We start from the raw sequence: 26371 nt of genomic DNA, 5'->3' as shown, positions 1-26371 counted from the left end.
CCCCGGGCAGACGGGATGCCGTTACAGCGTCTTCCCCGTGGGGGAACCCGTCGCGGGGCCCACGATCAACCCCTCCTCGAAGCGGTCGACCCGCACCGTGTCGCCGTCCTTGACCTCGCCCGCCAGGATCTCCTTGGCGAGCCGGTCGCCGATGGACGTCTGGATGAGGCGCCGCAACGGCCGCGCCCCGTACGCCGGGTCGTTGCCCTCGTCCGCCAGCCAGGCCAGCGCCTCGGGCGTGACGTCCAGCGTGAGCCGCCGCTCCGCGAGCCGCTTGGCGAGGCGGTTGATCTGCAGTTCGGCGATGTGCGCCAGCTCGTCCTTGGTGAGCGCGGAGAAGACGACGAGGTCGTCGAGCCGGTTGAGGAACTCCGGCTTGAACGAGGCCCTCACCACCTCGAGGACCTGCTGCTTCTTCTCCTCCTCCGAGGTGAGCGGCTCGACCAGGTACTGACTGCCCAGGTTGGACGTGAGGACCAGGATCGTGTTGCGGAAGTCGACCGTCCGCCCCTGCCCGTCGGTGAGCCGCCCGTCGTCGAGGACCTGGAGCAGGACGTCGAAGACCTCCGGGTGCGCCTTCTCGACCTCGTCGAGCAGTACGACGCTGTACGGACGCCGCCGGACCGCCTCGGTGAGCTGGCCGCCCTCCTCGTACCCGACGTACCCGGGAGGCGCGCCGACGAGGCGGGCGACGCTGTGCTTCTCGCCGTACTCGCTCATGTCGATGCGGACCATGGCCCGCTCGTCGTCGAAGAGGAAGTCCGCGAGGGCCTTGGCCAGCTCCGTCTTGCCGACGCCGGTCGGGCCGAGGAAGAGGAAGGAGCCCGTGGGCCGGTCGGGGTCGGCGATCCCCGCGCGCGTGCGCCGCACCGCGTCGGAGACGGCCCGTACGGCCTCGCCCTGCCCGATGAGCCGCTTGCCGAGCTCGTCCTCCATGCGCAGCAGCTTCTGCGTCTCGCCCTCCAGGAGCCGCCCGGCGGGAATGCCGGTCCAGGCGCCCACGACGTCGGCGATGTCGTCCGGGCCGACCTCCTCCTTGACCATGGTGTCCTTGGCCTGGGCGGCGGCCTCCTCCTCGGCCTCGGAGGCGGCTTCGAGGTCGCGTTCCAGGGTGGGGATCTCGCCGTAGAGGAGCTTGCTCGCGGTGTCGAAGTCGCCGTCGCGCTGGGCGCGCTCGGCCTGGCCGCGCAGTTCGTCGAGCTTCTCCTTCAGCTCACCGACGCGGTTGAGGGACTGCTTCTCCTTCTCCCAGCGTGCGGTGAGGCCGCGCAGCTCCTCCTCCTTGTCGGCGAGGTCGCGCCGCAGCTTCTCCAGACGCTGCTTGCTCGCGGCGTCCGTCTCCTTGCTGAGCGCGAGCTCCTCCATCTTCAGCCGGTCCACGGCGCGCTGGAGCTCGTCGATCTCGACGGGCGAGGAGTCGATCTCCATGCGGAGCCTGGACGCGGCCTCGTCGACGAGGTCGATGGCCTTGTCGGGCAGGAAGCGCGAGGTGATGTACCGGTCGGAGAGCGTCGCGGCGGCGACGAGCGCGCTGTCGGCGATCTGGACCTTGTGGTGGGCCTCGTACCGGCCCTTGAGCCCGCGGAGGATCGCGATGGAGTCCTCGACGCTCGGCTCGGCGACGAGCACCTGCTGGAAGCGGCGCTCCAGGGCCGGGTCCTTCTCGATCCGCTCGCGGTACTCGTCGAGGGTGGTGGCGCCGACCATGCGCAGCTCACCGCGGGCGAGCATGGGCTTGAGCATGTTGCCCGCGTCCATGGCGGAATCCCCGCCGGCCCCGGCGCCCACGACGGTGTGCAGCTCGTCGATGAAGGTGATGATCTGCCCGTCGCTCTCCTTGATCTCGGAGAGGACGGTCTTGAGGCGCTCCTCGAACTCACCGCGGTACTTCGCGCCGGCGACCATGGCGCCCAGGTCGAGGGAGACGAGCCGCTTGTTCTTCAGCGACTCGGGGACGTCCCCCTTCACGATGCGCTGGGCCAGGCCCTCGACGACGGCGGTCTTGCCGACGCCGGGCTCGCCGATCAGTACGGGGTTGTTCTTCGTACGCCGCGACAGCACCTGCACGACGCGCCGGATCTCCTGGTCCCGCCCGATGACGGGGTCGAGCCTGCCCTCGCGGGCCGCGGCGGTGAAATCGGTGCCGAATTTCTCCAAGGCCTTGTACTGGCCCTCGGGGTCGGGTGTCGTCACCCGGCGCCCTCCCCTGGTCTTCTCGAATGCGTCCAGCAGCTTCCTGCTGCCGGCTCCGTGCTCGGTGAGTACGTCACCCGCCCTGCCGCCCTTGGCAGCGATGCCGATGAGCAGGTGCTCGGTGGAGAGGTAGTCGTCCCCGAGCTCCTTGGCGCGCTGCCCGGCGTCCGCGACGACGGCCAGCAGATCGCGGTCGGGCTGCGGCGGCGCGACAGTGGACCCCGTCACGCTGGGCAGCGCGGCGAGCGCCCGCTCGGTGTCCGCGCGGACGGCGGCCTGGTCGGCGTCGACCGCGGCGAGCAGGTCGACGATGTTCTCGTTGTCCTCGCCCTCCAGCAGCGCGAGCAGCAGATGCGCGGGGGTCAGGTCGGGGTGACCGTCCTTGACCGCACGGCTGGTGGCCGCGTTGATCGCGTCCCGGCTCCTGTTGGTCAGCTCGGCGTCCACGTGCCTCTCTCCTCCTTACGGGGTCCGACTACGACTCCGTCCTCCGGGGTCTGACTTACCCAACGTACACAAAGTTGAGTCTATTCCACTCAAGGGGCCCCGGGAAGTCCGGGCGGCCCCGGGGCGGCTAGGTTCCGTACCCATGGCACCCATGACCCCCGCGAGCCGGCGCATCGACCTGTCCGTCCCTCCCGAGTCCTACCTCAGCTTCTGGCGGGAACGACGCGTCTGCACGTTGACGACCCTGCGCCCGGACGGCACGCCGCACGTGGTGCCGGTCGGCGTGACGTACGACCCGGAGGCGAGGGTCGCCCGGGTCCTCGCCCGCAAGACGAGCCGCAAGGTCGCGCACGTCCTCGCGGCGGCGGGCACGGAGGGCCCCGGGGCGCGGGTGGCGGTCTGCCAGTTCGAGGGCAGGCGCTGGGCGACGCTGGAGGGGCTCGCGGAGATCCGTACGGAACCGGCGGCGATAGCGGAGGCGGAACTCCGCTACGAGGAGCGCTACGGGCGGCGCCCGTCCCCGAACCCAGACCGGGTCCTGATCGAGATCAGCCTGACGGCGGCGCTGGGCAAGGTCTGAGTACCCCGGCCGCGCCTTCCGACACACCACAGCGGCGCCACCGTGTTCAGGTCCACGGTGGCGCCGCTGCTGGGGGAAGTACCTGCGCGATTTACAACGACGGGGGAATCGCGTCAGGCACTGCGGGGGGTGGCTGTGATGTTGTCCGGGACGCTCACGGCGTCCGGGCCCTGCTGTTCCTGCTGCCCGACCATCTGGTGGTCGCGCCGGTCGAGGTTGACGAAGACCATCCCGTACCGAATGGCACACCGCACGGGCTGCGGCGCACCGCGGGGCCGCCGCAGGCACCGGTAGGCCCGGATCTCCTCCTCGTCGTCACGCGTGACGACGATCGGCTCACCGAGCAGGGTCACCATCAACGAGTCGCCGCGGTGGGGGATCGCGGTCACAAGGTCGATGAAGTGCCACCCGGATCGATAGGCGGTGGCCATCTCACGGCGGAAAGTACGGTCGTCGGGGGGAGTGCTCATGCTCCGACCGTCCCCTCTGCCACCGAGGCCGCGGCATTGTTTTCAGCCGTTTTGGCGCCCCAGACGATGTCGCTCGCCGAAACCGAGGTCCAGACGATGTCGCCCGTCTTCGGGGCGGACCAGACGATGTCCTGCGTCACCGCCCCCGGCTCGGCGACGGCCGCGTTCGCGTTCCCGGCTCCTGAACCAAGACCAAGGCCACTGAACGCACTGATGGCCAAACCAACGGAGAAGGTACCGACAAGTACCGAGCGAAGCTTTCCCTTGCACATAGCGGGCTTCGTCCTCACTTCCATCGCGACTCTCCCCCGGCCTTCCAAGACGATGGCTCATTCAGCCATCCGAACACCACAGAAGAGATGCATCATGTTCCTGCACGTTCAGGACCCTGGGGGGTGGAGGCATGACAACAAAAAGCACAATCGGGACACATCCGCACTCCGTGGTTGAACTCTGCGCGGATGGCAAGCGCCTTTACGCCAGCGCCCTGCGCTCCGGACGGGTCCGTCGCAGCGAAACGGAGCCCGCACCCTGCCTTATGGAGTTCGCTCTCCTGCACCCCGATCCCGAAGATCCCGAGTGGCTGCGGCCGGCTTCACCCACCGCCGTGCTCGCGCAGCGGCTCCACCCCATCGAGCGCGAGATCCTGAAACGCAGATCGCTCGCCATTGAACTGACCGACGCCTTTGAGCCATTCATGGCCATCAGCGCTCTGGACCGGCCGGCCGACCACGCCATCACTGTCCTGGAAGGCGCCACCCGGATCAACGCGGCCATCGACGTCGCCACGGCCGAGTGCCAGTCCGAAATCCTCACGGTCCAGCCGGGCGGCGGCCGGAGCGAGGCGGTTCTGACCGAAGCGGTGCAACGCAGTCAGGGCATCATCGAGCGCGGCATCACCATGCGCACCTTGTACCAGCACACCGCCCGGCACAGCCAAGGCACCATCGCCTACGCCGAGTACATGAGGCAGGGCAAAGTGGAGGTGCGCACGCTCGAGGAGCTCATAGAACGGCTGATGATCTTCGACCGTTCCGTCGCGTTCATTCCCGCGCAGGACGACCGCCAAGTGGCCCTCGAGCTCCGCCACAGCGGACTGGTCGCCTACCTGGCCAAGGTCTTCGAACAACTCTGGCGCCGCGCGTCTCCCCTCCTGGACGAGGCGCCCTACGACCCGCCCACCGACGGCATCACCGGAGTCCAGCGCTCCATAGCCAAACTCCTCGTGGAGGGCCACGTCGACGAGGCGATAGCCCGGCGCCTCGGGATGAACGTCCGTACCTGCCGCGCCCACATCGCCAAGATCGCCGCCGCCCTCGGCAGCGGCAGCCGCGCCCAGCTCGGGTATCTGATCGCCCAGTCGGGGATCCTCGAACAGGACCACCCGAAGTGACCCCCGACCCCCATGCCCACGGCCCGGACGAGCTGTGCGGGACGGGATCTGAGCTGTACGCGCGCGCCCTGCGAGAGGGCCACGTACCGCGCGAGGACACCGAACACGCGCCCTGCCTGGTCCGCTTCGGACTGCTGCGCCCCGCACCGGAGAACCCGGACCGGCTCCACCCCACCCCGCCCGCCGTCGCCCTCCCCCGGCTCCGCGAGGCCATCCAGGAACACGTCGCCCGCGAGGTCCGCCGCGAGGTGCGCCTGGCCGAGCAGTTCGAACCGCTCCTGGCGATCGCCCGCGACGGCCGGCCACCGGTCACGGACCCCTCCGTCACCGTCCTGAACGGATTCCCCCGCATCCGGCAGGCCATCGCCGACGCGCTGAACGCGTCCAGCCAGGAGTCACTCGTCATACAGCCCGGCGGCGCACGGCTCGCCCGGGACCTGGCCCAGTCGCACCCGATCGCGCAGGGCCTGCTCTCCCGGGGCGGCCGGATGCGGACGCTGTACCAGCACACGAGCCGCCACTCGCTCCCCGTCCTCGCCTACTACGAACAGCTGCGGGGAGACGCGGAGGTCCGCACCCTGGACGAGGTGACCGAGCGCCTCTTCATCTTCGACCGCACCGTGGCGTTCGTCCCGGCGAACAAGGACCGCAGCAAGGCACTGGAACTCCGCCACCCCGTCCTCATCGACTACCTCGTCACCATCTTCGAGCGCCTCTGGCGCCCGGCCACCCCCCTGTTCCCGCAACCGGCACGGCTCCCGTCGGACAACGGCATCACCAACCGGCAGCGCGCCATCGGGGGGCTGCTCGTCGAGGGCCTCACGGACGCCGAGATCGCCGAACGCCTCGGCATGAACGTACGCACCGCACGCGCCCACATCGCCAAACTCGCCGCCACCCTGGGCAGCCACAGCCGCGCCCAGCTCGGCTACCTCATCGGCAAGTCCGGCGTACTCAACCGGGACGACCACACATAGAATCACCGGCCCTTCGAACCGACCGGCAGGGAGGAGTGCAGCGTGTCCGTGGAGCACATACCGCACGGAGCGGAGGACCTCTGCGAGCCGGGGGCGGCCCTCTACGCCCGCGCCCTGCGCGAGGGCAGGGTCCGCGGCAGCGACGCCGTACCGGCACCCTGCCTCATCGACTTCGGCCTCCTCCACCCCGGCCCGGACGACATGACGTGGCTGCACCCGACCGCACCGGCCGCGGCCCTCCCCCTGCTCCTGCGCCCCATCGAGGACCGGATCGCCCGCCACCGCCGCCGCGAGGACGACCTCACCGCGCTGTTCGAAACGTTCCTCGAGCTCGGCAACGTCTCCCCGCCCGACGGGGAGAGCCCCGCCCTCAGCGTCCTGCTGGGCGGCCGCCGGATCGAGGCCGCCCTGGAGAACGCCGTCGCCGAGGCCGACCACGAAGTGCTCGTCATCCAGCCGGGCGGCGCACGGCCGGCCGCGGCCCTCGCCCACATCGGCAACCGTCAGCAGAAAATCCTCTCCCGCGGCGTCCGACTGCGGATGCTCCGCGTCCACCTGGCCAGGGAGTCCCCCGCCGAACTCGACTACGTCGCTCGGCTGACCGGTGACATCGAGGCCCGCACCCTCGAGGAGGTCACCGAACGCGTCTTCGTCTTCGACCGGACCACCGCCTTCCTCGCGCCCGGCCACGACGACAGCATCGCCCTCGAACTGCACCACCCGGCCCTCGTGGAGTACTTCGCCACCACCTTCTGGCGCCTGTGGCGCCTGGCCACCCCCCTGTGGCCGCCGCAGACCGGGCCCCAACGGGTCGAGGCCGGCGTCCCCGCCCGCCAGCGCGCCATCGCCGGCTTCCTCGTCGAAGGCCTCAGCGACACCGAGATCGCCGAACGCCTCGGCATGAACATCCGCACGGCCCGCGTCCACATCGCCAAACTCGCCGGCACCCTCGGCAGCAACAGCCGCGCCCAACTCGGCTACCTCATCGGCCAGTCCGGAATCCTCGATCAGGCGCACTGACCCCCCGTCCAGAAGCAGTCACTTCACCTACGGGATTCGGCCCGGTCACTCCCGGCCTGCATAGAATCGCGACGCTTCAACCAGGCAGGAGGGGGCTCGCATGGCCACGAAGCGCTTACTGCACGCAGTCGAGGAACTCTGTGAAGCAGGACTGTCCGTCTACGCCCGGGCCGTGAGCGAAGGGCGGATCCACCGCAGCGAGGCAGCAGCCGTTCCCTGCCTCGTGGAACTGGGGCTCCTCCGCCCCGACCTCGACGACCGGCAGTGGCTGCGCCCCGGCTCCCTCCCCGCCCCGCACGACCTGTGCGCCGGCTCCCTCCTCGCCCCCGAAGGCGCCGCCGCGGGGCCCTCCATCACCGTCCTCGACGGGATCAGCCGCATCAACTCCGCCATCGACCGCGCCATGAAGGACGTCAGGGACGAGTTCCTCGCCGTCCAGCCCGGCGGCACCCGGCCGCCGGAGACCCTGGCCGAAGTCTTCCCACGGGACCAGGCGCTCCTGACCCGCGGATGCCGTATGCGGACCCTGTACCAGCACACAACACGCCATTCTTTGCCCGTGCTCGCCTACTTCGAACAGCTCGACGGCGACATCGAGGCGCGCACCCTCGACGAGGTCACCGACCGGCTCTTCGTCTTCGACAGGACCGTCGCGTTCGTCCCGGCGAGCAAGGACCGCAGCATCGCCCTCGAACTGCGCCACCCGGCGCTCGTCGAGTACTTCGCCACCACCTTCTGGCGCCTGTGGCGCCTGGCCACCCCCATGTGGCCGCAGGCCGCGCCGCAGCCCTCCGAGGGCGGCATCACCACACGTCAGCGGGCCATCGCCGGACTGCTCGTCGAAGGGCTCACGGACGCCGAGATCGCCGACCGGCTCGGCATGAACATCCGTACCGCCCGCGTCCACATCGCCAAACTGGCCGCCACCCTCGGCAGCCACAGCAGGGCCCAACTGGGCTTCCTCATCGCTCAGTCGGGCATCCTGAACCAACAGGGCTGACGCACCGGGCCCGCAGCCCGCACGCCCTCACCCCACGTCCTCAGCCCCCCACCCACTCCCGCAGCAACGCCTCCCTCTCCGAGGCCCGGGGCGAGCCGCCCTCGTACCGCCGCCCCCAGTCCGACATCGCGGTCAGCGTCGTCAGGAGGGAACCCGCGCCCTCGGTGAGGCGGGCCAGGAGGGTGCGGGAGAGGTCGTACTCCGTCCGCGAGTAGCCGACCGCCGCCGCCGTGTACGCCGTCAGCTCGGTTTCCCTATCCGTCGCGTCCGTGACGCGGACCGTCATCGTCGGGGCCTCGTCGCCGCCGCCGAGGCCCACCGTGAGCACCATGTCGACCGCCACGCCCACGTGCCGCTTCAGGGACTTCACCGGGACGTCGTCGATGGTCAGCGCGCGCACGTCCTCCCACGGCCACATGCCGGACTGCTTGTCGCCGACGGCCAGCACGCCCTCCGTGGTCAGGCGCACCCCCGGGGCGAGCCCGGACGGCTTCGCGCCCACGTACACGTCGCCCTCGGCGATCCAGAACAGCCCCACCATGGCCATGACCGGCTCCACTCCCCGTAGCCCAAAACGTAGCCCCGCAGACAGCGATACAGGGCCGGGAGGTTGTCACCTCCCGGCCCTGTATCAGGGTACGAAATCAGCGTACGGAACCTACTGTTCCGTCGATCTCTTCGGTCGCCACACCACGAGCGCGCTCGCCTGCTGCACGTCCTGGTAGGGGACGAGGTCGCGGCGGTACGAGGCGTGCACCGCCGCTTCGCGCTGCTGCATGGCCGCCGCGGCGCCGTCCACCGCCGCGGAGAGCTCCGCGACGCGCGCCTGCAACGCGGCGACCTGGTTCTCCAGCTCGATGATGCGCTTGATGCCGGCGAGGTTGATGCCCTCTTCCTGCGACAACTGCTGCACGGTGCGCAGCAGTTCGATGTCGCGGGCGGAGTAGCGTCGGCCGCGGCCCGCGGTGCGGTCCGGGGAGACCAGACCGAGACGGTCGTACTGCCGCAGGGTCTGCGGGTGGAGACCGCTCAGCTGGGCCGCCACCGAGATGACGTACACCGGCGTTTCATCGGTCAGCTGGTACGGATTACGACGACGGCCGACCCTGTCCATGGGGTCACGCTCCCTTCGCGGCCTGGAACAGTTCTGCCCGCGGGTCGTCGCCCGCAGTCGCCTTGCGGTAGGACTCCAGGGCGTCCTTCGCCGACTCCGACAGGGAGGTCGGAACCGACACCTCCACCGTCACGAGCAGGTCGCCCCGGGTGCCGTCCTTGCGGACCGCGCCCTTGCCCCGGGCCCGCATGGTACGGCCGTTCGGCGTGCCCGCGGGCAGTTTCAGGGTGACGGGCGGGCCGCCCAGGGTGGGCACCTTCACCTCGCCGCCGAGCGTCGCCTCCGGATAGGTCACCGGGACGGTGACCGTGAGGTTGTCGCCCTTGCGGCCGAACACCGGGTGGGCGTCGACGTGGACGACCACGTACAGGTCACCGGCCGGGCCGCCCTGTTCACCGGGGCTTCCCTTGCCGCGCAGCCTGATCCGCTGGCCGTCGCTGACGCCCGCCGGGATGCGCACCTGCATCGTGCGCGACGACTTGGCGCGCCCCGAGCCCTTGCACACGTCGCAGGGGTTCTGGGCGATGAGCCCGCGCCCCTTGCAGTCCATGCACGGGTCGGTGAGGGAGAACCCTCCGCCGCCGCCCCGCGAGACCTGGCCGGTGCCGACGCAGGTCGGGCACACGCGCGGTGTGCCGTTCTTGTCGCCGGTGCCCGAGCACGCCTTGCAGGGCGCCTGGGAGGACATGCGGAGCGGCACCGTCGCGCCGTCCACCGCCTCCGTGAAACTCAGCGTGACCTCGGACTCGATGTCCTGGCCGCGCCTCGGCTGCGTGCGCGTGCCGCCGCCGGGGCCGCCGCCCCGGTTGAACAGGCCCCCGAAGACGTCACCGAGGCCGCCCCCGAAGCCGCCGCCGGCCGCTCCACCGCCACCCGGACCGCCGCCTCCGAAGAGGTCGCCCAGGTCGAAGTTGAACGAACCGCCGCCGCCTCCGGGGCCCTGCCGGAATCCGCCGGAGCCGAAGAGAGCACGCGCTTCGTCGTACTCCTTGCGCTTCTTGGGGTCGCCGAGGATGTCGTTCGCCTCGGAGATCTCCTTGAAGCGCTCCTCCGCCTTGGTGTTGCCGGTGTTGGCGTCCGGGTGGTTCTCGCGTGCGAGCTTCCGGTACGCCTTCTTGATCTCGGCTTCGGTGGCGTCCTTGGGGACGCCGAGGACCTTGTAGTAGTCCTTCTCGATGAAGTCCTTGGTGCTCATCCCCGACGTCCCTCCTCACTCATGTCGTGACCGTCAGCCCTCGTCCGGGCCACCGGTCTCCTTCTCGTCCGCCGCCGCGTCGGGAGCGGAGTCCGCGCCCTCTGCGGCACCCTCGCCCTTGACCGTCTGCGCGCCGGGCTGGGGCTCGGCGACGGCCACCCGCGCGGGGCGGATGGTGCGCTCGCCGATGCGATACCCGGGCTGCAGGATCGCGACGCAGGTCGTCTCGGTGACGTCCGGCGCGTAGCTGTGCATCAGCGCTTCGTGGATCGTCGGGTCGAAGGGCTCGCCCTCCTTGCCGAACTGCTGAAGGCCCAGCTTGGCGACGACCGTCTCGAGCGACTCGGCGACCGACTTGAAGCCGCCGACCAGCTCGCCGTGCTCACGGGCGCGGCCGATGTCGTCGAGGGTGGGGAGGAGCTCGGAGAGGAGGTTCGCCGAGGCGATCTCCTTCACCGTCACCTTGTCCCGCTCCACACGACGGCGGTAGTTCTGGTACTCGGCCTGCAGCCGCTGGAGGTCCGCGGTGCGCTCGTTGAGCGCGGTGCGCACCTGGTCCAGCTGGGCGGTCAGGCTCACGTCCTGCGCGTCCTGCGCGGACGTCTTGCTCGCTGCTGCGTCCCCGGCCGGGGCCGCCGGGCCCTCCTCGGTGGAGGGCTCGGCGGCCTTCGGCGCCGCGTCATCAGGGGTGGCGCCGGAGGGGACGTCAGGCTTCTCGGCGTTCTCGCCGAAGCCCGGGGTCTCCTCGGTCATCAGGCGGCGCCGCCCTTCTGGTCCTTCTCGTCGTCGACGATCTCGGCGTCGACGACTCCGTCGTCCTCCTTGGCCTGGTCGGCACCGGGGGCAGCGCCCTCGGGACCGCCCGCGGCCTGCGCGCCCTGGGCGTCGGCGTACATGGCCTGGCCCAGCTTCTGCGAGACGGCGGCGACCTTCTCGGTGGCGGTGCGGATCTCGGCCGTGTCCTCGCCCTTGAGCTTCTCCTTCAGCTCGTTGACGGCTTCCTCGACCTCGGTCTTCACGTCACCGGGGACCTTTTCCTCGTTGTCCTTGAGGAACTTCTCGGTCTGGTAGACGAGCTGCTCGCCCTGGTTGCGGGACTCGGCGGCCTCGCGGCGGGCGTGGTCCTCGTCCGCGTACTTCTCGGCCTCTTCGCGCATCCGGTTGACCTCGTCCTTCGGCAGCGAGGAGCCACCGGTGACGGTCATCTTCTGCTCCTTGCCCGTGCCCAGGTCCTTCGCGGTCACGTGCATGATGCCGTTGGCGTCGATGTCGAAGGAGACCTCGATCTGCGGGACGCCGCGCGGGGCCGGCGGCAGGCCCGTCAGCTCGAACATGCCGAGCTTCTTGTTGTACGCCGCGATCTCGCGCTCGCCCTGGTAGACCTGGATCTGGACCGACGGCTGGTTGTCCTCGGCCGTCGTGAAGATCTCGGAGCGCTTCGTCGGAATCGTGGTGTTCCGCTCGATGAGCTTGGTCATGATGCCGCCCTTGGTCTCGATGCCGAGGGACAGCGGGGTCACGTCGAGGAGCAGGACGTCCTTGACCTCACCCTTGAGGACACCGGCCTGGAGCGAGGCGCCGATGGCGACGACCTCGTCCGGGTTCACACCCTTGTTGGCGTCCTTGCCGCCGGTGAGCTCCTTGACGAGCTCGGCGACGGCGGGCATGCGGGTGGAGCCACCGACGAGAACGACGTGGTCGATCTCGGAGAGCTGGATGCCCGCGTCCTTGATGACGTTGTGGAACGGCGTCTTGCAGCGCTCCAGGAGGTCGGACGTGAGCTGCTGGAACTGGGCGCGCGTGAGCTTCTCGTCCAGGTGCAGCGGGCCCTCGGCGGACGCCGTGATGTAGGGCAGGTTGATCGTGGTCTCCGTGGAGGAGGACAGCTCGATCTTGGCCTTCTCGGCCGCCTCGCGCAGGCGCTGGAGCGCCATCTTGTCCTTGGAGAGGTCCACGCCGTGGCCGTTGTTGAACTGCTTGACCAGGTAGTCGACGACGCGCTGGTCCCAGTCGTCACCACCGAGGTGGTTGTCGCCGTTCGTGGCCTTCACCTCGACGACGCCGTCGCCGATCTCGAGGAGCGAGACGTCGAAGGTGCCGCCACCGAGGTCGAAGACCAGAATGGTCTGGTCGTCCTTGTCGAGGCCGTAGGCAAGAGCGGCGGCGGTGGGCTCGTTGACGATGCGCAGGACGTTCAGGCCCGCGATCTCACCGGCCTCCTTGGTGGCCTGGCGCTCGGAGTCGTTGAAGTACGCCGGGACGGTGATGACCGCGTCGGCCACCTTCTCGCCCAGGTACGACTCCGCGTCGCGCTTCAGCTTCTGCAGGATGAACGCCGAGATCTGCTGGGGGTTGAATCCCTTGTCGTCGATGTCCACCTTCCAGTCGGTGCCCATGTGGCGCTTGACCGACCGGATGGTCCTGTCGACGTTCGTGACCGCCTGGCGCTTGGCGACCTCGCCGACGAGCACCTCGCCGTTCTTCGCGAAAGCGACGACGGACGGCGTGGTCCTGGCGCCTTCGGCGTTGGTGATGACGGTGGGCTCGCCGCCTTCGAGAACGCTGACGACGGAGTTAGTCGTGCCCAGGTCGATGCCGACCGCACGTGCCATTTCGGTTCCTCCAGATGTACTTCTTGAGTGGATCTGACTCAAGCATGCATGAGCGCTGCGCCGGCGTCAACAGATGTGAGTCTGGGCCACTCAAGTCTTATCCGGCACTTAGGCGCAAGTAGGGGCCCCTACCGGGGGTGGCCATCTCCTCTGCGGGCGCGTCGTGGCTGGTCGCGCAGTTCCCCGCGCCCCTTGGGGGCGGCCACCGCGCCCGGCGACGCCACCTGCTCAGGGTTGCCTGAGCGACGCAGATCACCGCCTTGCTGGCTACAGTGCGGCGGAGTAAGTGGGTAGTCTCAGACGGACTGCATAAGTTACCGCTTAGTAATAGTTCGCCTCGCAGGCCCGAGGAGCCCCCAAATGCAACTCGCCGCGATCATCGTGTCGCTGGTCCTAATCGCGGTCGGCGTCGCGCTGTTCGGCCGTGCCATCGTGCAGATCTACAAGTTCGTGCGACTCGGCCAGCCCGTGCCCGCCGGGCTCAGGACCGACAATCCCTTCCAGCGCACCGTCACCGTGGTCAAGGAATTCCTCGGCCACACGCGCATGAACAAGTGGGGCATCGTCGGCTTCGCGCACTGGTTCGTGGCGGTGGGCTTCTTCTCGCTGCTGCTGACGATCGTCAACGCCATCGGCCAGCTCTTCAAGGCCGACTGGATGCTGCCGATCATCGGCGACTGGGCGCCGTACAACATGTTCGTCGAGTTCATCGGCACGATGACCGTGCTCGGCATCCTCACGCTGATCGTCATCCGGCAGCTGAACCGCCCCGACAGGCCGGGGCGCAAGTCCCGCTTCGCGGGTTCCAAGACCGGCCAGGCGTACTTCGTCGAGACCGTCATCCTCATCGTCGGCGTCTGCATCTTCACGCTGCACGCCCTCGAGGGTGCCCAGCACCACGTCGACAGCTACGAGGCGTCGTTCTTCATCTCGTACCCGTTCGTCTCCTGGTTCGCGGGGATGGACCTCTCCACCCTCCAGAACCTCACGTACTTCTTCGCCGGGCTGAAGATCGCGACCTCCTTCATCTGGATGATCGTGGTCGCCCTGAACACCAACATGGGCGTGGCCTGGCACCGCTTCCTCGCCTTCCCCAACATCTGGTTCAAGCGCGAGGCCGACGGCGGCACGGCGCTCGGCGAGCTGCAGCCCATGACGTCCGGCGGCAAGCCGATCGACTGGGAGGACCCCGGCGAGGACGACGTCTTCGGCGTCTCGCAGGTCGAGCAGTTCAGCTGGAAGGGCATCCTCGACTTCTCCACCTGCACCGAGTGCGGCCGCTGCCAGTCGCAGTGCCCCGCCTGGAACACGGGCAAGCCGCTCTCCCCGAAGCTCCTCATCATGTCCCTCCGGGACCACGCGCACGCCAAGGCGCCGTACCTGCTCGCGGGCGGCGGCAAGACCATGGAGGGCGAGGAGAAGGCGACCGAGGAGCAGCTGAAGGACGTTCCCGCCGCCGCCCTCGCGGAGGCCGAGCGCCCGCTCATCGGCACGCACGAAGAGAACGGCGTCATCGACCCCGACGTCCTGTGGTCCTGCACCACGTGCGGCGCCTGCGTCGAGCAGTGCCCGGTCGACATCGAGCACATCGACCACATCGTCGACATGCGCCGCTACCAGGTGATGATCGAGAGCGCGTTCCCGTCCGAGGCGGGCACGATGCTCAAGAACCTGGAGAAGAAGGGCAACCCCTGGGGCCTCGCCAAGAAGCAGCGCCTGGAGTGGACGAAGGAAGTCGACTTCGAGGTGCCGGTCGTCGGCAAGGACATCGAGGACCTCACCGAGGTCGAGTACCTGTACTGGGTCGGCTGCGCCGGCGCCCTGGAGGACCGCGCCAAGAAGACCACGAAGGCCTTCGCGGAACTCCTCCACATCGCGGGCGTCAAGTTCGCGATCATGGGCGGCGACGAGAAGTGCACCGGTGACTCCGCGCGCCGCCTCGGCAACGAGCCGCTGTTCCAGCAGCTCGGCCAGGAGAACGTCGCCACGCTGAACATGGCGTTCGGCGAGTCCTTCGACGACGAGGGCAACGTGGACGAGTCGACGAAGAAGCCGAAGTCGGCGAAGAAGATCGTCGCCACCTGTCCGCACTGCCTCAACACGCTCGGCAACGAGTACCCGCAGCTCGGCGGTGACTACGAAGTCATCCACCACACCCAGCTCCTCCAGCACCTCGTCGACGAGGGCAAGCTGATCCCGGTGACGCCGGTCGAGGGCCTCATCACGTACCACGACCCGTGCTACCTGGGCCGCCACAACAAGATCTACACGCCCCCGCGCGAGATCATCGGCAAGGTCCCCGGGCTGCGCAACGAGGAGATGCACCGCCACAAGGAGCGCGGCTTCTGCTGCGGTGCCGGTGGTGCGCGCATGTGGATGGAGGAGCGGATCGGCAAGCGCATCAACACGGAGCGGGTCGACGAGGCGCTGTCCCTCAACCCCGACATCGTCTCCACCGCGTGCCCGTTCTGCCTGGTCATGCTGACCGACTCGGTCAACGGCAAGAAGAACGACGGCCAGGCCAAGGAGTCCCTCCAGGTCGTGGACGTCGCGCAGCTCCTGCTCGACTCGGTGCGGACGCCGGTCGACCCGGCGGGCGAGGCGGAGTCGGCGGACGAGCCGGAGCCCGAGCCGGTGAAGTAGCGACTGCCGTAACCCGGCCGGCGTGCGGTGAGCCTTCCGAAGGCCCCGTTCCCTCCCTGCGGAGGGGGCGGGGTCTTCTCGCTTCAGGCGGCAGGCAGGACGGGGGCGCGGCGATCAGCACGGCCGAGCCCGCCACCGCTATCACTACGGTTGAGTCCGCGACCGGTCCCGCCTCCCCTCCGGCACCTACTTTCGGAAAGTTGTGAAGTGACCGGGCGCGCGCCCCCCTCCCACCTCCCGTGCGCCGTCGCAGCCACCACCCATCTCGCGGACCTGGCAAGGCAAACCCGCACGCCGGGGGGCGTGTCGGGCTTGAGTGGGGGGCGCGCGGTGAGTCCATTCGCAACTTTCCGAAAGTAGGTGCCGGAGGAGGCGGCCCGAGCCGGCCGTCCCCTTCCCGCCCACCACCCCATCTCGCGCGTTCGACGGGGCAAGCCCGCATGCGAGGGGGCGCATGGGGCTTGGCAGGGGGGCGCGCGGTGAACGCGTTCGCAACTTTCCCAAAGTAGGTGCCGGGAGGGGGCGGCCCCGGCCGAGGGCAGCAACAGCACATCGACCATCGCTCCCGCCCACGTTGGACCGGTCCGCACCCGGCAGCGAGAGGGGATGACCCATCCCAGCGGCCCCGTCGCCCCCACCCCTGGCCGTCCGGGTCAAGGTTCACGTGCGGTGCAGGGGCGGGAGTCAAGGGTGGAGCGCAGCGGAATCGGCGCAGCCGACGCGACCGCAGGGAGCGCCCTTTACTCCCGGCCCGGAACCGCCACACTCCGCTAAAAACCGGGCGGCCCCGGTAACCATCGAAGACACCGGCCCACCGAAGGCCCCGGCCAACCCCGCCCTGGACCCGGCCCCGATGTGATGGAAACGGGACCGCCTCGGACTCCTCCCGCGAGGGGAGCGGGAGCATCATGGGCTGGTTGTTGTCGGCTGTGGCGTTCGGGATGGGTGAGGGGCATGCGGAGTGCCGGGGTACGGGGCGCGAGACGGGGCATGTGGCGCGGCGGGTCCACCGGGGTCGCCACCGCCGTGAGCTGCGCGCTCCTCCTCTCGGGCTGCGGCGGCCACGACGACGGCGCCGGACCCGGTGACGCCTCGCACAAGCCCGTGAGCATGGCGGGCAAGGGCGCGGCACAGCAGCCCATTCCGCGAGGCAAGGGACGCAAGGGCGGCAAGGGCGGCAGCGTCGAGGACGACTTCAACGGGGACGGCGCCCGTGACCTCGTACTCGACGACCTCGTACACCCCGACCACAGCGACGACGCGGGCATCGGGATCGTGTACGGAGGGACGCAAGAAAAGCGCGGGCTCGCCCCCGGTGCCCGGCAACTCGTGAGCGCGCACGCCAACGGTGCACGTACGAAGGGCCAGCTGCCGGCCGCCTTCGACTCCGAGGCCTCCTGCGACCTCGACGAGGACGGCTTCAGTGACCTCGTCGTGTCTACGGATCCGCCGTACGACGGGCAGGGGCAGCCGCCCGTGCCGTTGCAAATCCTCTTCGGCTCGCCCACCGGCCTGACCGGCAAGGCCGTGAAGCTGAAGGTGCCCGCGCAGGCACGTTTCGGCAACGACTGGCCGGACCAGCCCGTCTGCGGTGACTTCGACGGGGACGGCGCCAACGACCTCGTGCTGCACGCGAGCGGCGCCCGTCTCACGTTCCTGCGCGGCCCGTTCAAGCGGAGCGGCGCCCCGCGCGCGGCGGGCAAACCCGTCACCGCGCCCGGCAACAACCTGGTGACCGGCCGGGCCACGGACGTCGACGGCGACGGCTACGACGACGTGCTCGTCCGCAAGGCAGCCGACGCGAAGGGCGCCGCCGCGAGCGCCCTCGTCATGGGCGGCCCGCAGGGCCCCGACGAGACCGGCGTGCTCCTCCCCGCGGGCAAGGACATCGCCTTCGGCCGCTTCGGCGAGGGGAAGGGGATGGACGCGGCCGTCGCCGGACCCAAGGGCGTCGCCCTGCGCTACGACGTGCCGGGCGCCCTGCGCGGCTCCCTGGAAGCCAGGAACATGGCCGTGGACACGGGTGACCTCGACGGTGACGGCCTGAGCGAGCTGGTGGTCAGCGGCGCGGCCAGCGGGTCGGGGGGCGGCGCGGGTGACGTGCGGGTCTTCCGTGGACGTACGTCGGACCTGTCGCCCAACGCCACCGCGCTCGTCCGGCCGCCGGGCAAGGGCACGACCGAGGTGCTCCAGGTCGCGGACTTCGACGGCGACAAGCGGGCCGACCTGGTCGTGCGGACGTACCGGGGGGACAGTCAGGACATCGTGGCCGTGTACCCGGGCCGCAAGGGGGACCTCGTGGCGCGCGAACCGCTGGTCACGTTCTCCACGGCGGATTTCCTGGCGCTGAGCGAGGAGTGACCAACCGCCGTTCGGAGGAAGGGCCAACGGCCGTTCGGAGAGAGGGCCAACTGCCGTTCGGAGAGAGGGCCAACTGCCGTTCGGCGGAAGGGCCAACTGCCGTTCATCTGACGGCTACCACGCCACTCCCGGCACACAACCCTTCGTACGCCTCACGAGTCACACCCCCCGGAAGCCATACCCAAAGGCTCCCCCAAGGCTCACTTCCGGGAGACCCTCGTGCGCGTAAGAAACCTGGCCGTCACCGCCACCGTCGCGGCCCTCGCGGCGGCCGGCCTCGCGCTGCCCATGGCCGGTACGGCGAGCGCCGCCTCCGCCCTGAAGGACGACTTCAACGGCGACGGCTACCGCGACCTCGCGGTCGGTTCTCCCGACTCCAACTCCGTCACCGTGACCTTCGGTTCGGCGAGCGGAGTGTCCGAGCGCCGGTCCGTCACCGTCACGCAGGACACCGCGGGCGTGCCCGGCGTCACCGAGCCGGGTGACGAGTTCGGCGAGAGCGTGACCAGCGGCGATGTGAACCGCGACGGCTTCGCCGACCTGATCGTCGGCGCACCCGGCGAGCAGGTCACGGGCAAGCCCTCCGGCTCGGTCTCCGTCGTCCACGGCGGCAAGGACCCCTTCACCTCCGGCGGACGCGCCCTGAACTCCCCCTCCGACACCTCGGGACGCTTCGGCGAGGCCGCCGTCTGGACCGACCTGGACGACGACGGGACGCCCCAGCTCGCCGTGATCAGTGGCGACAACTGGTACTACTACGGCGAGGACGGGCGCGTGCACGGCCTGGAGGTCGACTTCCTGCCCGAGGGCGTCCGCCTGGACGGCATGGTCTCCGGCAACTTCAAGTACAAGGACGGCGTCGGCTTCGTCCTGTACGGCGAGCGCGCGGACGGCGGCGCCTGGACCGCGCACATGAACGGCGGCCTCGGCGACTACGGCTACCTCGCCGAGGTCCTCGCCGAGGGCGGCGACCCGACGGCGACGCGCGACACGGCCACCGCGGGCGACGTCGACGGCGACGGCTACGACGACCTGATCACCGGCAACTCCCGCGACGCGGCGGGCGGCAAGGGCGGCTCGGTCACCGTGCGGCGCGGCGGCGACAGAAAGTTCGGCGCCCCGGTGACGTACAACCAGGACAGCGCGGGCGTCCCGGGTGCCGACGAGGCGGGCGACGGCTTCGGCGCGGCCGTCTCCGCGGGCGACGTCACCGGCGACGGCCTCGCGGACCTCGCGGTGGGCGCGCCCGGCGAGACGGTCGACGGGGTTGCGGCCAGTGGCAGCGTGACCCTCCTCAAGTCGACCCGTGGCGCTCTCGATTCGGGCCGCGCCTGGCACCAGGAGACGGCGGGCGTGCCCGGCGTCGCCGAGGAGGGCGACCGCTTCGGTACGTCCGTACGCCTCAAGGACATCAACAAGAACGGCAGGGCCGACCTGGCCACGGGCGCGCTCGGCGAGGACATCGGCACGACGCGGGACGTCGGCGCCGTGTGGCTCCTGCGCGGCACGTCGACGGGCCTGACCTCGTCCTACGCGGCCTCGTTCAACGGCTCGGACTTCGGGGTCGACGGCACGGGGGCGGGGTTCGGGCGCGCACTGCGCTGACCCGCCTGCCCCCCCACCTCGCCTCCAGACCAACTCCCTTAACACCTACACACGTTGGAGATCCCTCCATGCCCACGTACGCCCGTAACCACCTCCTCACGGCGGCCGCCCTCTGCGCCGCCACCGCCCTCGGCGTCACCGGTCTGACCGCGGGCAACGCCGCCGCCACCCCCGCCGCCGCCTCCGCTCCCTCCGCCCCCTCCGCTCCCTCGAAGATCCGCGGCGACTACAACGGCGACGGCTACGTGGACCTCGCGGTCGGCGTGCCCAGCGCGACCGTGGACGGCAAGGCCAAGGCCGGCTACGTCAACGTCGTCTGGGGCGGCGCGTCGGGTCTCGGCAAGCACGGTTCGACGACCGTCAGCCAGTCCACGGCCGGCGTACCGGGCACCGCGGAGGCGGGCGACGCGTTCGGGTTCGCCGTCGCGTCGGACGACATGAACGGCGACGGCTACAGCGACCTGGTCGTCGGCGCGCCCGAGGAGGACACCTCCGTCGGCCTGAGCGCAGGGACCGTCGCCGTCGTCTGGGGCGGCGCGGGCGGCTTCAAGGGTGGCTTCACCGCCGCCAACGGCGACTACGACAGTTCCTTCTACGGAGCGCAACTCGCCGTCGGCGACTTCGACAAGGACGGTGACAAGGACATCGCCTTCAACTCCCACTTCGACGAGTCCAGCTCCGTGGTGACACGGCCGGGACCGTTCACCGCGGGCTCGCCCTCCAAGGTCTCCCGGGTCACCGGCTGGCACTTCGCCGGCTCCACCGCCCTGGCGAGCGGTGACTTCGACGGCGACGGCGGGGACGAACTCGCCCTCTCCTATCGGGGCATGGAGATCAGCGGTACGACGGTCATGAACCGCGCGACGGGCGAGTGGAAGGAGACGTGGGACACGGGCGACCGCACGGACACCTCGCTCGCCACCGGCGACTTCGACGGCGACGGCACGATCGACCTGGCCATCGGCAACGTACAGCCCAACCCCGAGACCGAGCAGACCCACTGCGAGGACCGGCTCGGCGGCGCGATCCTCACCGTCTACGGCAAGAAGGACGGCGCCCCCGGCGACGGCGGCACCGCGTGCACCACCCAGGCCTCGCCCGAGGTCGGCGGCACGGCGGAGGCCGACGACAACTTCGGCGCGCACCTCGCCGCCGGCAACCTCGACGGGGCCGGTGGCGACGAGCTGATCGTCGGCGCCGACGCGGAGGCCGTCGGGACGGTCCGGAACGCGGGCACGTACTGGACCCTCGCCTCGGCCGGCGCGGGCAAGCCCTTCACGGGCCCCGCCTTCAGCCAGAACACCGCGGGCGTCGCGGGCACGGCGGAGGCGGACGACCACCTCGGTGAGTCCGTCGCGGCCGGCGACTACAACGGCGACTCCCGCCCCGACGTCGCGGTGGGCGCGCCCGGCGAGGACGGACAGAAGGGCGGCGTCTGGTACGCCCCGTCCCCGAAGGACGGCCCGCGTCCGGCGGTCACGTCCGTGACGCCGGGGAAGCTGGGGCTCGCGGGTGCGCGGGAGTACGGGATGGTTCTCGGGCGGTAGGTGGGCGCCGTCGCCCCTTCGGCACGGCCGGACTCCGGCACCGTCGGACTCCGGCACCGTCGCCCCTCCGGCACGACCGGACTCCGGCACCGTCGAATCACCGGCTTCGCCGAGTTCGTCCTCAAACGCCGGACGGGCTGGGACCTTCGTCCCGGTCCGTCCCTCGGCTGACCGGTGCCGCAACTCAGCACCTCCGTACAACCCTTGCACCCAGCCAACGGTCTCTCCTTAGCCGACCGCGGCGTGACGCCAGGGCCAACGCCCGGCGAACACGCCCGTCGCACCCCATCGACTGCGGATGCCCGCCAGGCATCCCCGCACGCTGCAGGAGAACCGCATGGCCAAGCACAAGCGCACCTCCACCACCGGCCGCTCCAGACGTACGCGGCTCGCCGCCGCGACGGCCGCCACGGCCGCGCTGACCGGCGGACTGCTCGCCGCCACGGGAGCGACCGCCTCCGCCGCACCGGCCGAGCCGCTGCCCTCGCACGAGGCCGACTTCAACGGCGACGGCGTCGCCGACCTCGCCTCCTCCGCGCCCTACGCCAACGTCGGCGGCAAGGACCGGGCCGGCCAGGTCGTCGTCACGTACGGCGGAAGCACCCTGCGCCACAAGACCTTCAGCCAGAACAGCGTGGGTGTCCCCGGCTCCGCCGAGGCGGGCGACTCCTTCGGCTACGACACCGCGTACGGCGACTTCGACCGCGACGGCTACGACGACCTCGCGGTCGCCGCACCCGGTGAGGACGTCGGCAGCGACACGGACGGCGGCACCGCGCAGATCCTGTGGGGCTCCCCGAACGGGCTCTCCGGCGGTACGACGGTGAAGGACCCCCGTCCCAGCGGCCACGACTACTTCGGCGGGCCCATCGAGGCCGGTGACTTCGACGGCGACGGCAGCACCGACCTCGCCATCGGCGCCCGGTCCGGCGCGGCCACCATCGACGTGCTGAACGGCAAGATCTCCCGTACCAGCGGCACCGGCAGCGGCCACTACACGGTCAAGCCCGCCATCCAGAGCGGTGAGGGCGCCGGGCCCTTCAACCTGCACTCCGGTGACGTGAACGGCGACAAGAGGGAAGACCTCATCGTCGACGGCTACTCCACCGGCGACAGCTACAACGCCAACCTGTGGGTGCCCGGCACCGCCGACGGCCTCAAGACCACCAACCAGCAGCGGCTGCCCGGCGGCATCATCACCGACGTCGGCGACACGGACGGCGACGGCTACGGCGACGTCGTCATCGGCCTGGAGTGGGACGACGAGATCGCCGGCGCGAACAAGGGCGGCTCGGTGTACGTGGTGCACGGCTCGGCCAACGGGCCGTACGGCGACACGCAGGTCTTCACCCAGGACACCTCGGGCGTGCCGGGCGCGGGCGAGAAGGGCGACTCGTTCGGCGGTGAGCTCGACCTCGGCGACATCAACGGGGACGGTCACCTCGACCTGGTCGTGGGCTCCCCCGGCGAGGACCTCGCGGGTGTCACGGACGCGGGCTCCGCCACCGTCATCTACGGCAAGGCGGACGGCTCGGGCCTCTCCACGGGCGGCGCGGTCTTCCTCGACCAGAACACGCCGGGCGTGCCCAACTCCAACGAGAAGAACGACTACTTCGGCTCGGACATCCACGTCGACGACCTGAACGGCGACGGGCGGGGCGACGTCACGGTCGGCGCGTACGGCGAGAACGGTGGCAACGGCGCGTTCTACCCGCTGACCAGCAAGAGCGACGGTTCCCTCGCGGGCTCGACGGGCGTCTACACGTCGACCGTGGGCATCTCGGGGGCGGGCACGCCGCGGCTCGGCCTGAACTTCGCCGACTGAGCCTTTCGGGGCTCCCCACTCCCGACCGGACCGCTCATCACCGGGCCCGCACCCCCAGTGCGGGCCCGCACCCCCCTCTCCCCTACCCCCTCCCCCTACCCCCTCCCCCTCTCCTCCCCTCGGAGCCCCCATGCGCGCACGTACCCACACCCTGGCGTTGGCCGCGGCGACCGTCCTGGCCGCGACCGGCCTGACCCTTCCCTTCACGACCTCTGCCACCGCGGCCGGGACCGCGGCCGGGACCGCGGCCGGGACCGGGGCGGGGACCGGGGCCGACCAGCCCCCGGCGGCCCCGTCGCCCCCGCTGAAGAGCGACTTCGACGGCGACGGATACGCGGACCTCGCCGTGGGCGTGCCCAGCGGCACCGTCGACGGCAAGGCGAAGGCGGGATACGTGAGCGTCGTCTTCGGCGGCGAGGGCGGCCCGGGGTCGAGTAACGTGCGGCGCATCACGCAGGCCACGGTCGAGGTACCCGGCACGCCGGAGACGGGCGACCGCTTCGGCGCCGCCGTCACCACGGCGTACATAGACGACGACAAGTACGCCGACCTGGTCATCGGCGCCCCCGGCGAGGACATCGACGGCAAGACGGACGCGGGTTCCGTCACCGTCCTCTACGGCACGGGCGACGGCTTCGCGCTGGCCAACACGGCGGCCCGCGGCGCGAAGACCGGCGACGCGTACGGAAACGCGCTGACCGCCGCCGACTTCACCGGCGACACGGACGTCGACCTGGCGATCGGCGGCAAGGACCAGGTCGTCGTCAACTACAACCCCCTCGCCGCACGGACCGACCCGCTCATGGGCGACCGCATGGGCGGCCGCGCCCCCGTCATGACGACCGGCGACTTCGACTCCGACGGCCACCCCGAGCCGGCCGTCGCCTTCTACACACAGAACCAGCCCTACACCCGGTCCCACGTCCAGCTCTTCCGCTACCTGAAGGAAGAGACGCGGTTCGCCCTGAGCTGGAGCAGCGACAACAGCGCCGCGAACGCCCTCGCCGCGGGCGACTTCAACGGCGACGGCCACGACGACCTCGCCCTCGGCAACTGCCGTGAGATCGCCGACGAGAACATCGACGACCCGTGCGGCCCCGAGGAGATCGCCAAGGGCGGCGGCATCCACATCCACTACGGGGACGGCACCGGCCTCGTGTGGGAGGGCCAGACCCTCAACCAGGACACCCCGGGGGTTCCGGGTGTCGCTGAGAAGGGTGACGACTTCGGCAACGCGCTCGCCGCCGCGGACATCGACGGCGACGGCAAGGACGACCTGATCGCGGGCGCACCGGGCGAGGCCATCGGCAGCGCGGCGCGCGCGGGCGCCATCACCGTCCTGAGGGGCGGCGCGAACGGCATCCTCACCGAGGACGGGAGGGCGGTCGGCGCGGTCTCGTACCAGCAGAACTCCCCCGGCGTCCCGGGCGGCGCCGAGGCGGGTGACCTGTTCGGCGCGGCGCTCGGCTTCGCCGACCACAACGGCGACGGCAGCCCGGACCTCTCGGCCGCCGCACCCGGCGAGAACGCGTCGGCGGGCGGCGTGTGGAACCTCCCCCACCTCTCCTCCGGGACCGGGACGACGGGCGCGTCGGTCGTCACTCCCAAGTCGCTGGGTCTCCCGGCCTCTTCGCACCCGTACGCGTACGGGGAGGCGTTGGCGCGGTAGGGCGGGATCAGGGCCCGGCCCCGGCGTAAGGGACACCCCTAGGGGTTGTCACAGGTCGGCCGCAAAGCGCGTCTCCTCCCGAGGAGGGACGACCCCACCCCCGTAGACCAGGTACGTTCGATTCGTGGCTGGATTCAGGATCGGACGCGGCCGGGACAACCGCGCCCCGCGACCGCAACAACAACCGCAACCGCACCAACAACCGCGGCAGCAGCCGTACGGACAGCAGGCCCCGCAGCAGGGAGGGCAGCAGCCGTACGGCTACCCGCCTGCGCCGTCGGCCCCGCAGTACGGGGGCGGCGCACCGCACGGTGGTGGCGCACCGCACGGTGGCGGCGGTCGACCGTACGGCGGTGGCGGTGGCGGCAACCAGCAGTGGCCCCAGGCGGGCGGCGGCGCCGGCAACCACGGCGAGCCGGAGTACTTCGGCGGCCCCGACGACCGCGGCCAGGGCCACGGTGTCCCGCAGGGCGGCTACGACCCGTACGCGGCGAACAACCCCGGGCACACGCAGGCCTTCTCCATCGGCGAGGACCCGTACACCCAGGGCGACACGTACCGCGCGGGCCAGGCGAGCGCCGCCCCCGTGGGCCCGCGCCTGCACTGGAAGGACCTGCTCCGAGGCGTCGTACTGCGCCCGGGTCCCACCTTCTTCCAGATGCGGGACTACGCGATGTGGGCCCCCGCCCTCATCGTCACGTTCCTCTACGGCACGCTGGCGATCTTCGGCTTCGACGAGGCCCGCGAGGACGCGATCAACGCGACGCTGTCGTCGGCGGTCCCGTTCGTCCTCACCACCGGCGTCGCGATCACCATCAGCGCGTTCATCCTGGGCGTGGTCACGCACACCCTCGCCCGCCAGCTCGGCGGCAACGGCGCGTGGCAGCCGACGGTCGGCCTCTCCATGCTGATCATGTCGCTGACGGACGCGCCCCGCGTGATCGTGGCGATGTTCCTCGGTGGCGGCCAGCCCTTCGTCCAGCTGCTCGGCTGGGCGACGTGGATCGCGGCGGGCGCGCTGCTCACGACGATGGTCAGCAAGTCCCACGACCTGCCGTGGCCGAAGGCGCTGGGCGCGTCGACGATCCAGCTGCTGGCGATCCTGTCGATCATCAAGTTGGGCACGTTCTAGAAGTACGCGAGCACTGCGCGAGCACGAGGAAGGGCCCGGCGACGAAGGTCACCGGGCCCTTTTTCACGTACGTGGGTACGTACTCACGTCACGCGTCGAGAACCTGCCCCGCACGCTTCACGACGGGCGGCTCGACGCTCCACGGGAAGTTGATCCACTCGTCGGTGCGCTTCCACACGTACTCGCACTTCACGAGGGAGTGCGACTTCTCATAGATGACGGCGGACCGCACCTCGGCGACGTGGTCGAGGCAGAAGTCGTGGACGAGCTTCAGCGTCTTGCCGGTGTCGGCGACGTCGTCGGCGATCAGCACCTTCTTGTCGGTGAAGTCGATGACGTTGGGGACGGGCGCGAGCATGACGGGCATCTCGAGGGTCGTCCCGACCCCCGTGTAGAACTCCACGTTCACGAGGTGGATGTTCTTGCAGTCGAGTGCGTACGCGAGGCCGCCCGCGACGAAGACGCCACCGCGAGCGATGGAGATGATCACGTCGGGCTGGTAACCGTCGTCGGCGATCGTCTGCGCGAGCTCGCGCACAGCGCCGCCGAACTTGTCGTACGTAAGGTTCTCGCGCACGTCACTCATGC

Annotated in this window: 21 protein-coding genes; 12 read left to right on the top strand and 9 right to left on the bottom strand. The window is 70.5% G+C overall.

The window, feature by feature from the left end; translation table 11 throughout:
- Window positions 1-21: 21 nt before the first annotated feature.
- Window positions 22-2640 (bottom strand): ATP-dependent chaperone ClpB, encoded by a 2619-nt coding sequence (gene clpB, locus AC07DO_RS12960; protein WP_479059189.1) that lies wholly within the window; start codon window positions 2638-2640, stop codon window positions 22-24.
- A 142-nt stretch (window positions 2641-2782) separates the two neighbouring features.
- Here clpB and AC07DO_RS12955 point away from each other — a divergent pair, with 142 nt between their 5' ends.
- Complete coding sequence (locus tag AC07DO_RS12955; RefSeq protein ID WP_479059187.1) at window positions 2783-3220, top strand: pyridoxamine 5'-phosphate oxidase family protein; 438 nt, start codon at window positions 2783-2785, stop codon at window positions 3218-3220.
- Window positions 3221-3333: 113 nt separating this feature from the next.
- Here the strand turns inward: AC07DO_RS12955 and AC07DO_RS12950 are convergent, their stop codons facing one another.
- Both AC07DO_RS12950 and AC07DO_RS12945 read right to left on the bottom strand, forming a co-directional pair.
- Window positions 3334-3690 (bottom strand): Rieske (2Fe-2S) protein, encoded by a 357-nt coding sequence (locus AC07DO_RS12950; RefSeq protein ID WP_150217279.1) that lies wholly within the window; start codon window positions 3688-3690, stop codon window positions 3334-3336.
- Window positions 3687-3986: a hypothetical protein gene (locus tag AC07DO_RS12945; protein WP_479059185.1), complete on the bottom strand. Its 300-nt coding sequence runs from the start codon at window positions 3984-3986 to the stop codon at window positions 3687-3689. Before AC07DO_RS12945 ends, AC07DO_RS12950 begins: the two co-directional genes overlap by 4 nt.
- Before the next feature lie 107 nt (window positions 3987-4093).
- Here AC07DO_RS12945 and AC07DO_RS12940 point away from each other — a divergent pair, with 107 nt between their 5' ends.
- From AC07DO_RS12940 to AC07DO_RS12925, 4 genes are all read left to right on the top strand, one after another.
- Window positions 4094-5083: a helix-turn-helix transcriptional regulator gene (locus AC07DO_RS12940; protein WP_479059184.1), complete on the top strand. Its 990-nt coding sequence runs from the start codon at window positions 4094-4096 to the stop codon at window positions 5081-5083.
- On the top strand, window positions 5080-6060 hold the full coding sequence (locus AC07DO_RS12935; protein WP_479059183.1) for a helix-turn-helix transcriptional regulator: 981 nt from the start codon (window positions 5080-5082) through the stop codon (window positions 6058-6060). The genes AC07DO_RS12940 and AC07DO_RS12935 overlap by 4 nt, the downstream gene beginning before the upstream one ends.
- A gap of 42 nt (window positions 6061-6102) precedes the next feature.
- Window positions 6103-7080 (top strand): helix-turn-helix transcriptional regulator, encoded by a 978-nt coding sequence (locus AC07DO_RS12930; RefSeq protein ID WP_479059182.1) that lies wholly within the window; start codon window positions 6103-6105, stop codon window positions 7078-7080.
- A 100-nt stretch (window positions 7081-7180) separates the two neighbouring features.
- Window positions 7181-8080 (top strand): helix-turn-helix transcriptional regulator, encoded by a 900-nt coding sequence (locus AC07DO_RS12925; RefSeq protein ID WP_479059180.1) that lies wholly within the window; start codon window positions 7181-7183, stop codon window positions 8078-8080.
- A 40-nt stretch (window positions 8081-8120) separates the two neighbouring features.
- On the opposite strand, the gene AC07DO_RS12920 is transcribed toward AC07DO_RS12925, so the two are convergent.
- The 5 genes from AC07DO_RS12920 to dnaK all read right to left on the bottom strand — a co-directional run bounded on the left by AC07DO_RS12920 (window position 8121) and on the right by dnaK (window position 13001).
- Entirely contained in the window at window positions 8121-8627 is a 507-nt protein-coding gene (locus tag AC07DO_RS12920) for a hypothetical protein (RefSeq protein WP_479059178.1), read from the bottom strand.
- A 111-nt stretch (window positions 8628-8738) separates the two neighbouring features.
- Window positions 8739-9194, bottom strand: coding sequence for a heat shock protein transcriptional repressor HspR (locus tag AC07DO_RS12915; RefSeq protein WP_365360037.1), 456 nt, complete (start codon window positions 9192-9194; stop codon window positions 8739-8741).
- A 4-nt stretch (window positions 9195-9198) separates the two neighbouring features.
- Entirely contained in the window at window positions 9199-10389 is a 1191-nt protein-coding gene (gene dnaJ, locus AC07DO_RS12910; protein ID WP_479059176.1) for a molecular chaperone DnaJ, read from the bottom strand.
- A 33-nt stretch (window positions 10390-10422) separates the two neighbouring features.
- Window positions 10423-11142: a nucleotide exchange factor GrpE gene (gene grpE / locus AC07DO_RS12905; RefSeq protein WP_479059174.1), complete on the bottom strand. Its 720-nt coding sequence runs from the start codon at window positions 11140-11142 to the stop codon at window positions 10423-10425.
- On the bottom strand, window positions 11142-13001 hold the full coding sequence (dnaK, locus tag AC07DO_RS12900) for a molecular chaperone DnaK (protein WP_404750971.1): 1860 nt from the start codon (window positions 12999-13001) through the stop codon (window positions 11142-11144). The genes grpE and dnaK overlap by 1 nt, the downstream gene beginning before the upstream one ends.
- Before the next feature lie 360 nt (window positions 13002-13361).
- On the opposite strand from dnaK, the gene AC07DO_RS12895 reads away from it, so the two are divergent.
- From AC07DO_RS12895 to AC07DO_RS12865, 7 genes are all read left to right on the top strand, one after another.
- On the top strand, window positions 13362-15644 hold the full coding sequence (locus AC07DO_RS12895) for a (Fe-S)-binding protein (protein ID WP_479059172.1): 2283 nt from the start codon (window positions 13362-13364) through the stop codon (window positions 15642-15644).
- A 954-nt stretch (window positions 15645-16598) separates the two neighbouring features.
- Entirely contained in the window at window positions 16599-18005 is a 1407-nt protein-coding gene (locus AC07DO_RS12890) for an FG-GAP repeat domain-containing protein (protein WP_479059171.1), read from the top strand.
- A gap of 219 nt (window positions 18006-18224) precedes the next feature.
- Window positions 18225-19610 (top strand): FG-GAP-like repeat-containing protein, encoded by a 1386-nt coding sequence (locus tag AC07DO_RS12885; protein ID WP_479059169.1) that lies wholly within the window; start codon window positions 18225-18227, stop codon window positions 19608-19610.
- Window positions 19611-19678: 68 nt separating this feature from the next.
- Window positions 19679-21157, top strand: a complete 1479-nt coding sequence (locus tag AC07DO_RS12880) for an FG-GAP and VCBS repeat-containing protein (RefSeq protein WP_479059167.1) — start codon at window positions 19679-19681, stop codon at window positions 21155-21157.
- A gap of 337 nt (window positions 21158-21494) precedes the next feature.
- Complete coding sequence (locus AC07DO_RS12875) at window positions 21495-22982, top strand: VCBS repeat-containing protein (RefSeq protein WP_479059165.1); 1488 nt, start codon at window positions 21495-21497, stop codon at window positions 22980-22982.
- A 130-nt stretch (window positions 22983-23112) separates the two neighbouring features.
- Window positions 23113-24651, top strand: a complete 1539-nt coding sequence (locus tag AC07DO_RS12870) for an FG-GAP-like repeat-containing protein (protein ID WP_479059163.1) — start codon at window positions 23113-23115, stop codon at window positions 24649-24651.
- 124 nt (window positions 24652-24775) lie between these two features.
- Window positions 24776-25783 (top strand): Yip1 family protein, encoded by a 1008-nt coding sequence (locus AC07DO_RS12865; protein WP_479059162.1) that lies wholly within the window; start codon window positions 24776-24778, stop codon window positions 25781-25783.
- A gap of 88 nt (window positions 25784-25871) precedes the next feature.
- Here the strand turns inward: AC07DO_RS12865 and AC07DO_RS12860 are convergent, their stop codons facing one another.
- Window positions 25872-26369 carry a phosphoribosyltransferase gene (locus AC07DO_RS12860; protein ID WP_365362084.1) on the bottom strand — a complete coding sequence of 166 codons (498 nt, stop codon included), beginning with the start codon at window positions 26367-26369 and terminating at the stop codon, window positions 25872-25874.
- Window positions 26370-26371 lie beyond the last annotated feature (2 nt).

The sequence above is a fragment of the Streptomyces sp. NPDC045678 genome (assembly GCF_056432085.1).
This window is presented reverse-complemented; position numbering and strand designations above follow the sequence as displayed.

Coding starts and splice junctions, on each gene's coding strand:
- AC07DO_RS12955 (WP_479059187.1), top strand. CDS start 2,783: ATGGCACCCATGACCCCCGCGAGCCGGCGCATCGACCTGTCCGTCCCT.
- AC07DO_RS12950 (WP_150217279.1), bottom strand. CDS start 3,690: ATGAGCACTCCCCCCGACGACCGTACTTTCCGCCGTGAGATGGCCACC.
- AC07DO_RS12945 (WP_479059185.1), bottom strand. CDS start 3,986: ATGGAAGTGAGGACGAAGCCCGCTATGTGCAAGGGAAAGCTTCGCTCG.
- AC07DO_RS12940 (WP_479059184.1), top strand. CDS start 4,094: ATGACAACAAAAAGCACAATCGGGACACATCCGCACTCCGTGGTTGAA.
- AC07DO_RS12925 (WP_479059180.1), top strand. CDS start 7,181: ATGGCCACGAAGCGCTTACTGCACGCAGTCGAGGAACTCTGTGAAGCA.
- AC07DO_RS12920 (WP_479059178.1), bottom strand. CDS start 8,627: ATGGCCATGGTGGGGCTGTTCTGGATCGCCGAGGGCGACGTGTACGTG.
- AC07DO_RS12915 (WP_365360037.1), bottom strand. CDS start 9,194: ATGGACAGGGTCGGCCGTCGTCGTAATCCGTACCAGCTGACCGATGAA.
- dnaJ (WP_479059176.1), bottom strand. CDS start 10,389: ATGAGCACCAAGGACTTCATCGAGAAGGACTACTACAAGGTCCTCGGC.
- grpE (WP_479059174.1), bottom strand. CDS start 11,142: ATGACCGAGGAGACCCCGGGCTTCGGCGAGAACGCCGAGAAGCCTGAC.
- dnaK (WP_404750971.1), bottom strand. CDS start 13,001: ATGGCACGTGCGGTCGGCATCGACCTGGGCACGACTAACTCCGTCGTC.
- AC07DO_RS12895 (WP_479059172.1), top strand. CDS start 13,362: ATGCAACTCGCCGCGATCATCGTGTCGCTGGTCCTAATCGCGGTCGGC.
- AC07DO_RS12890 (WP_479059171.1), top strand. CDS start 16,599: ATGCGGAGTGCCGGGGTACGGGGCGCGAGACGGGGCATGTGGCGCGGC.
- AC07DO_RS12880 (WP_479059167.1), top strand. CDS start 19,679: ATGCCCACGTACGCCCGTAACCACCTCCTCACGGCGGCCGCCCTCTGC.
- AC07DO_RS12875 (WP_479059165.1), top strand. CDS start 21,495: ATGGCCAAGCACAAGCGCACCTCCACCACCGGCCGCTCCAGACGTACG.
- AC07DO_RS12870 (WP_479059163.1), top strand. CDS start 23,113: ATGCGCGCACGTACCCACACCCTGGCGTTGGCCGCGGCGACCGTCCTG.
- AC07DO_RS12860 (WP_365362084.1), bottom strand. CDS start 26,369: ATGAGTGACGTGCGCGAGAACCTTACGTACGACAAGTTCGGCGGCGCT.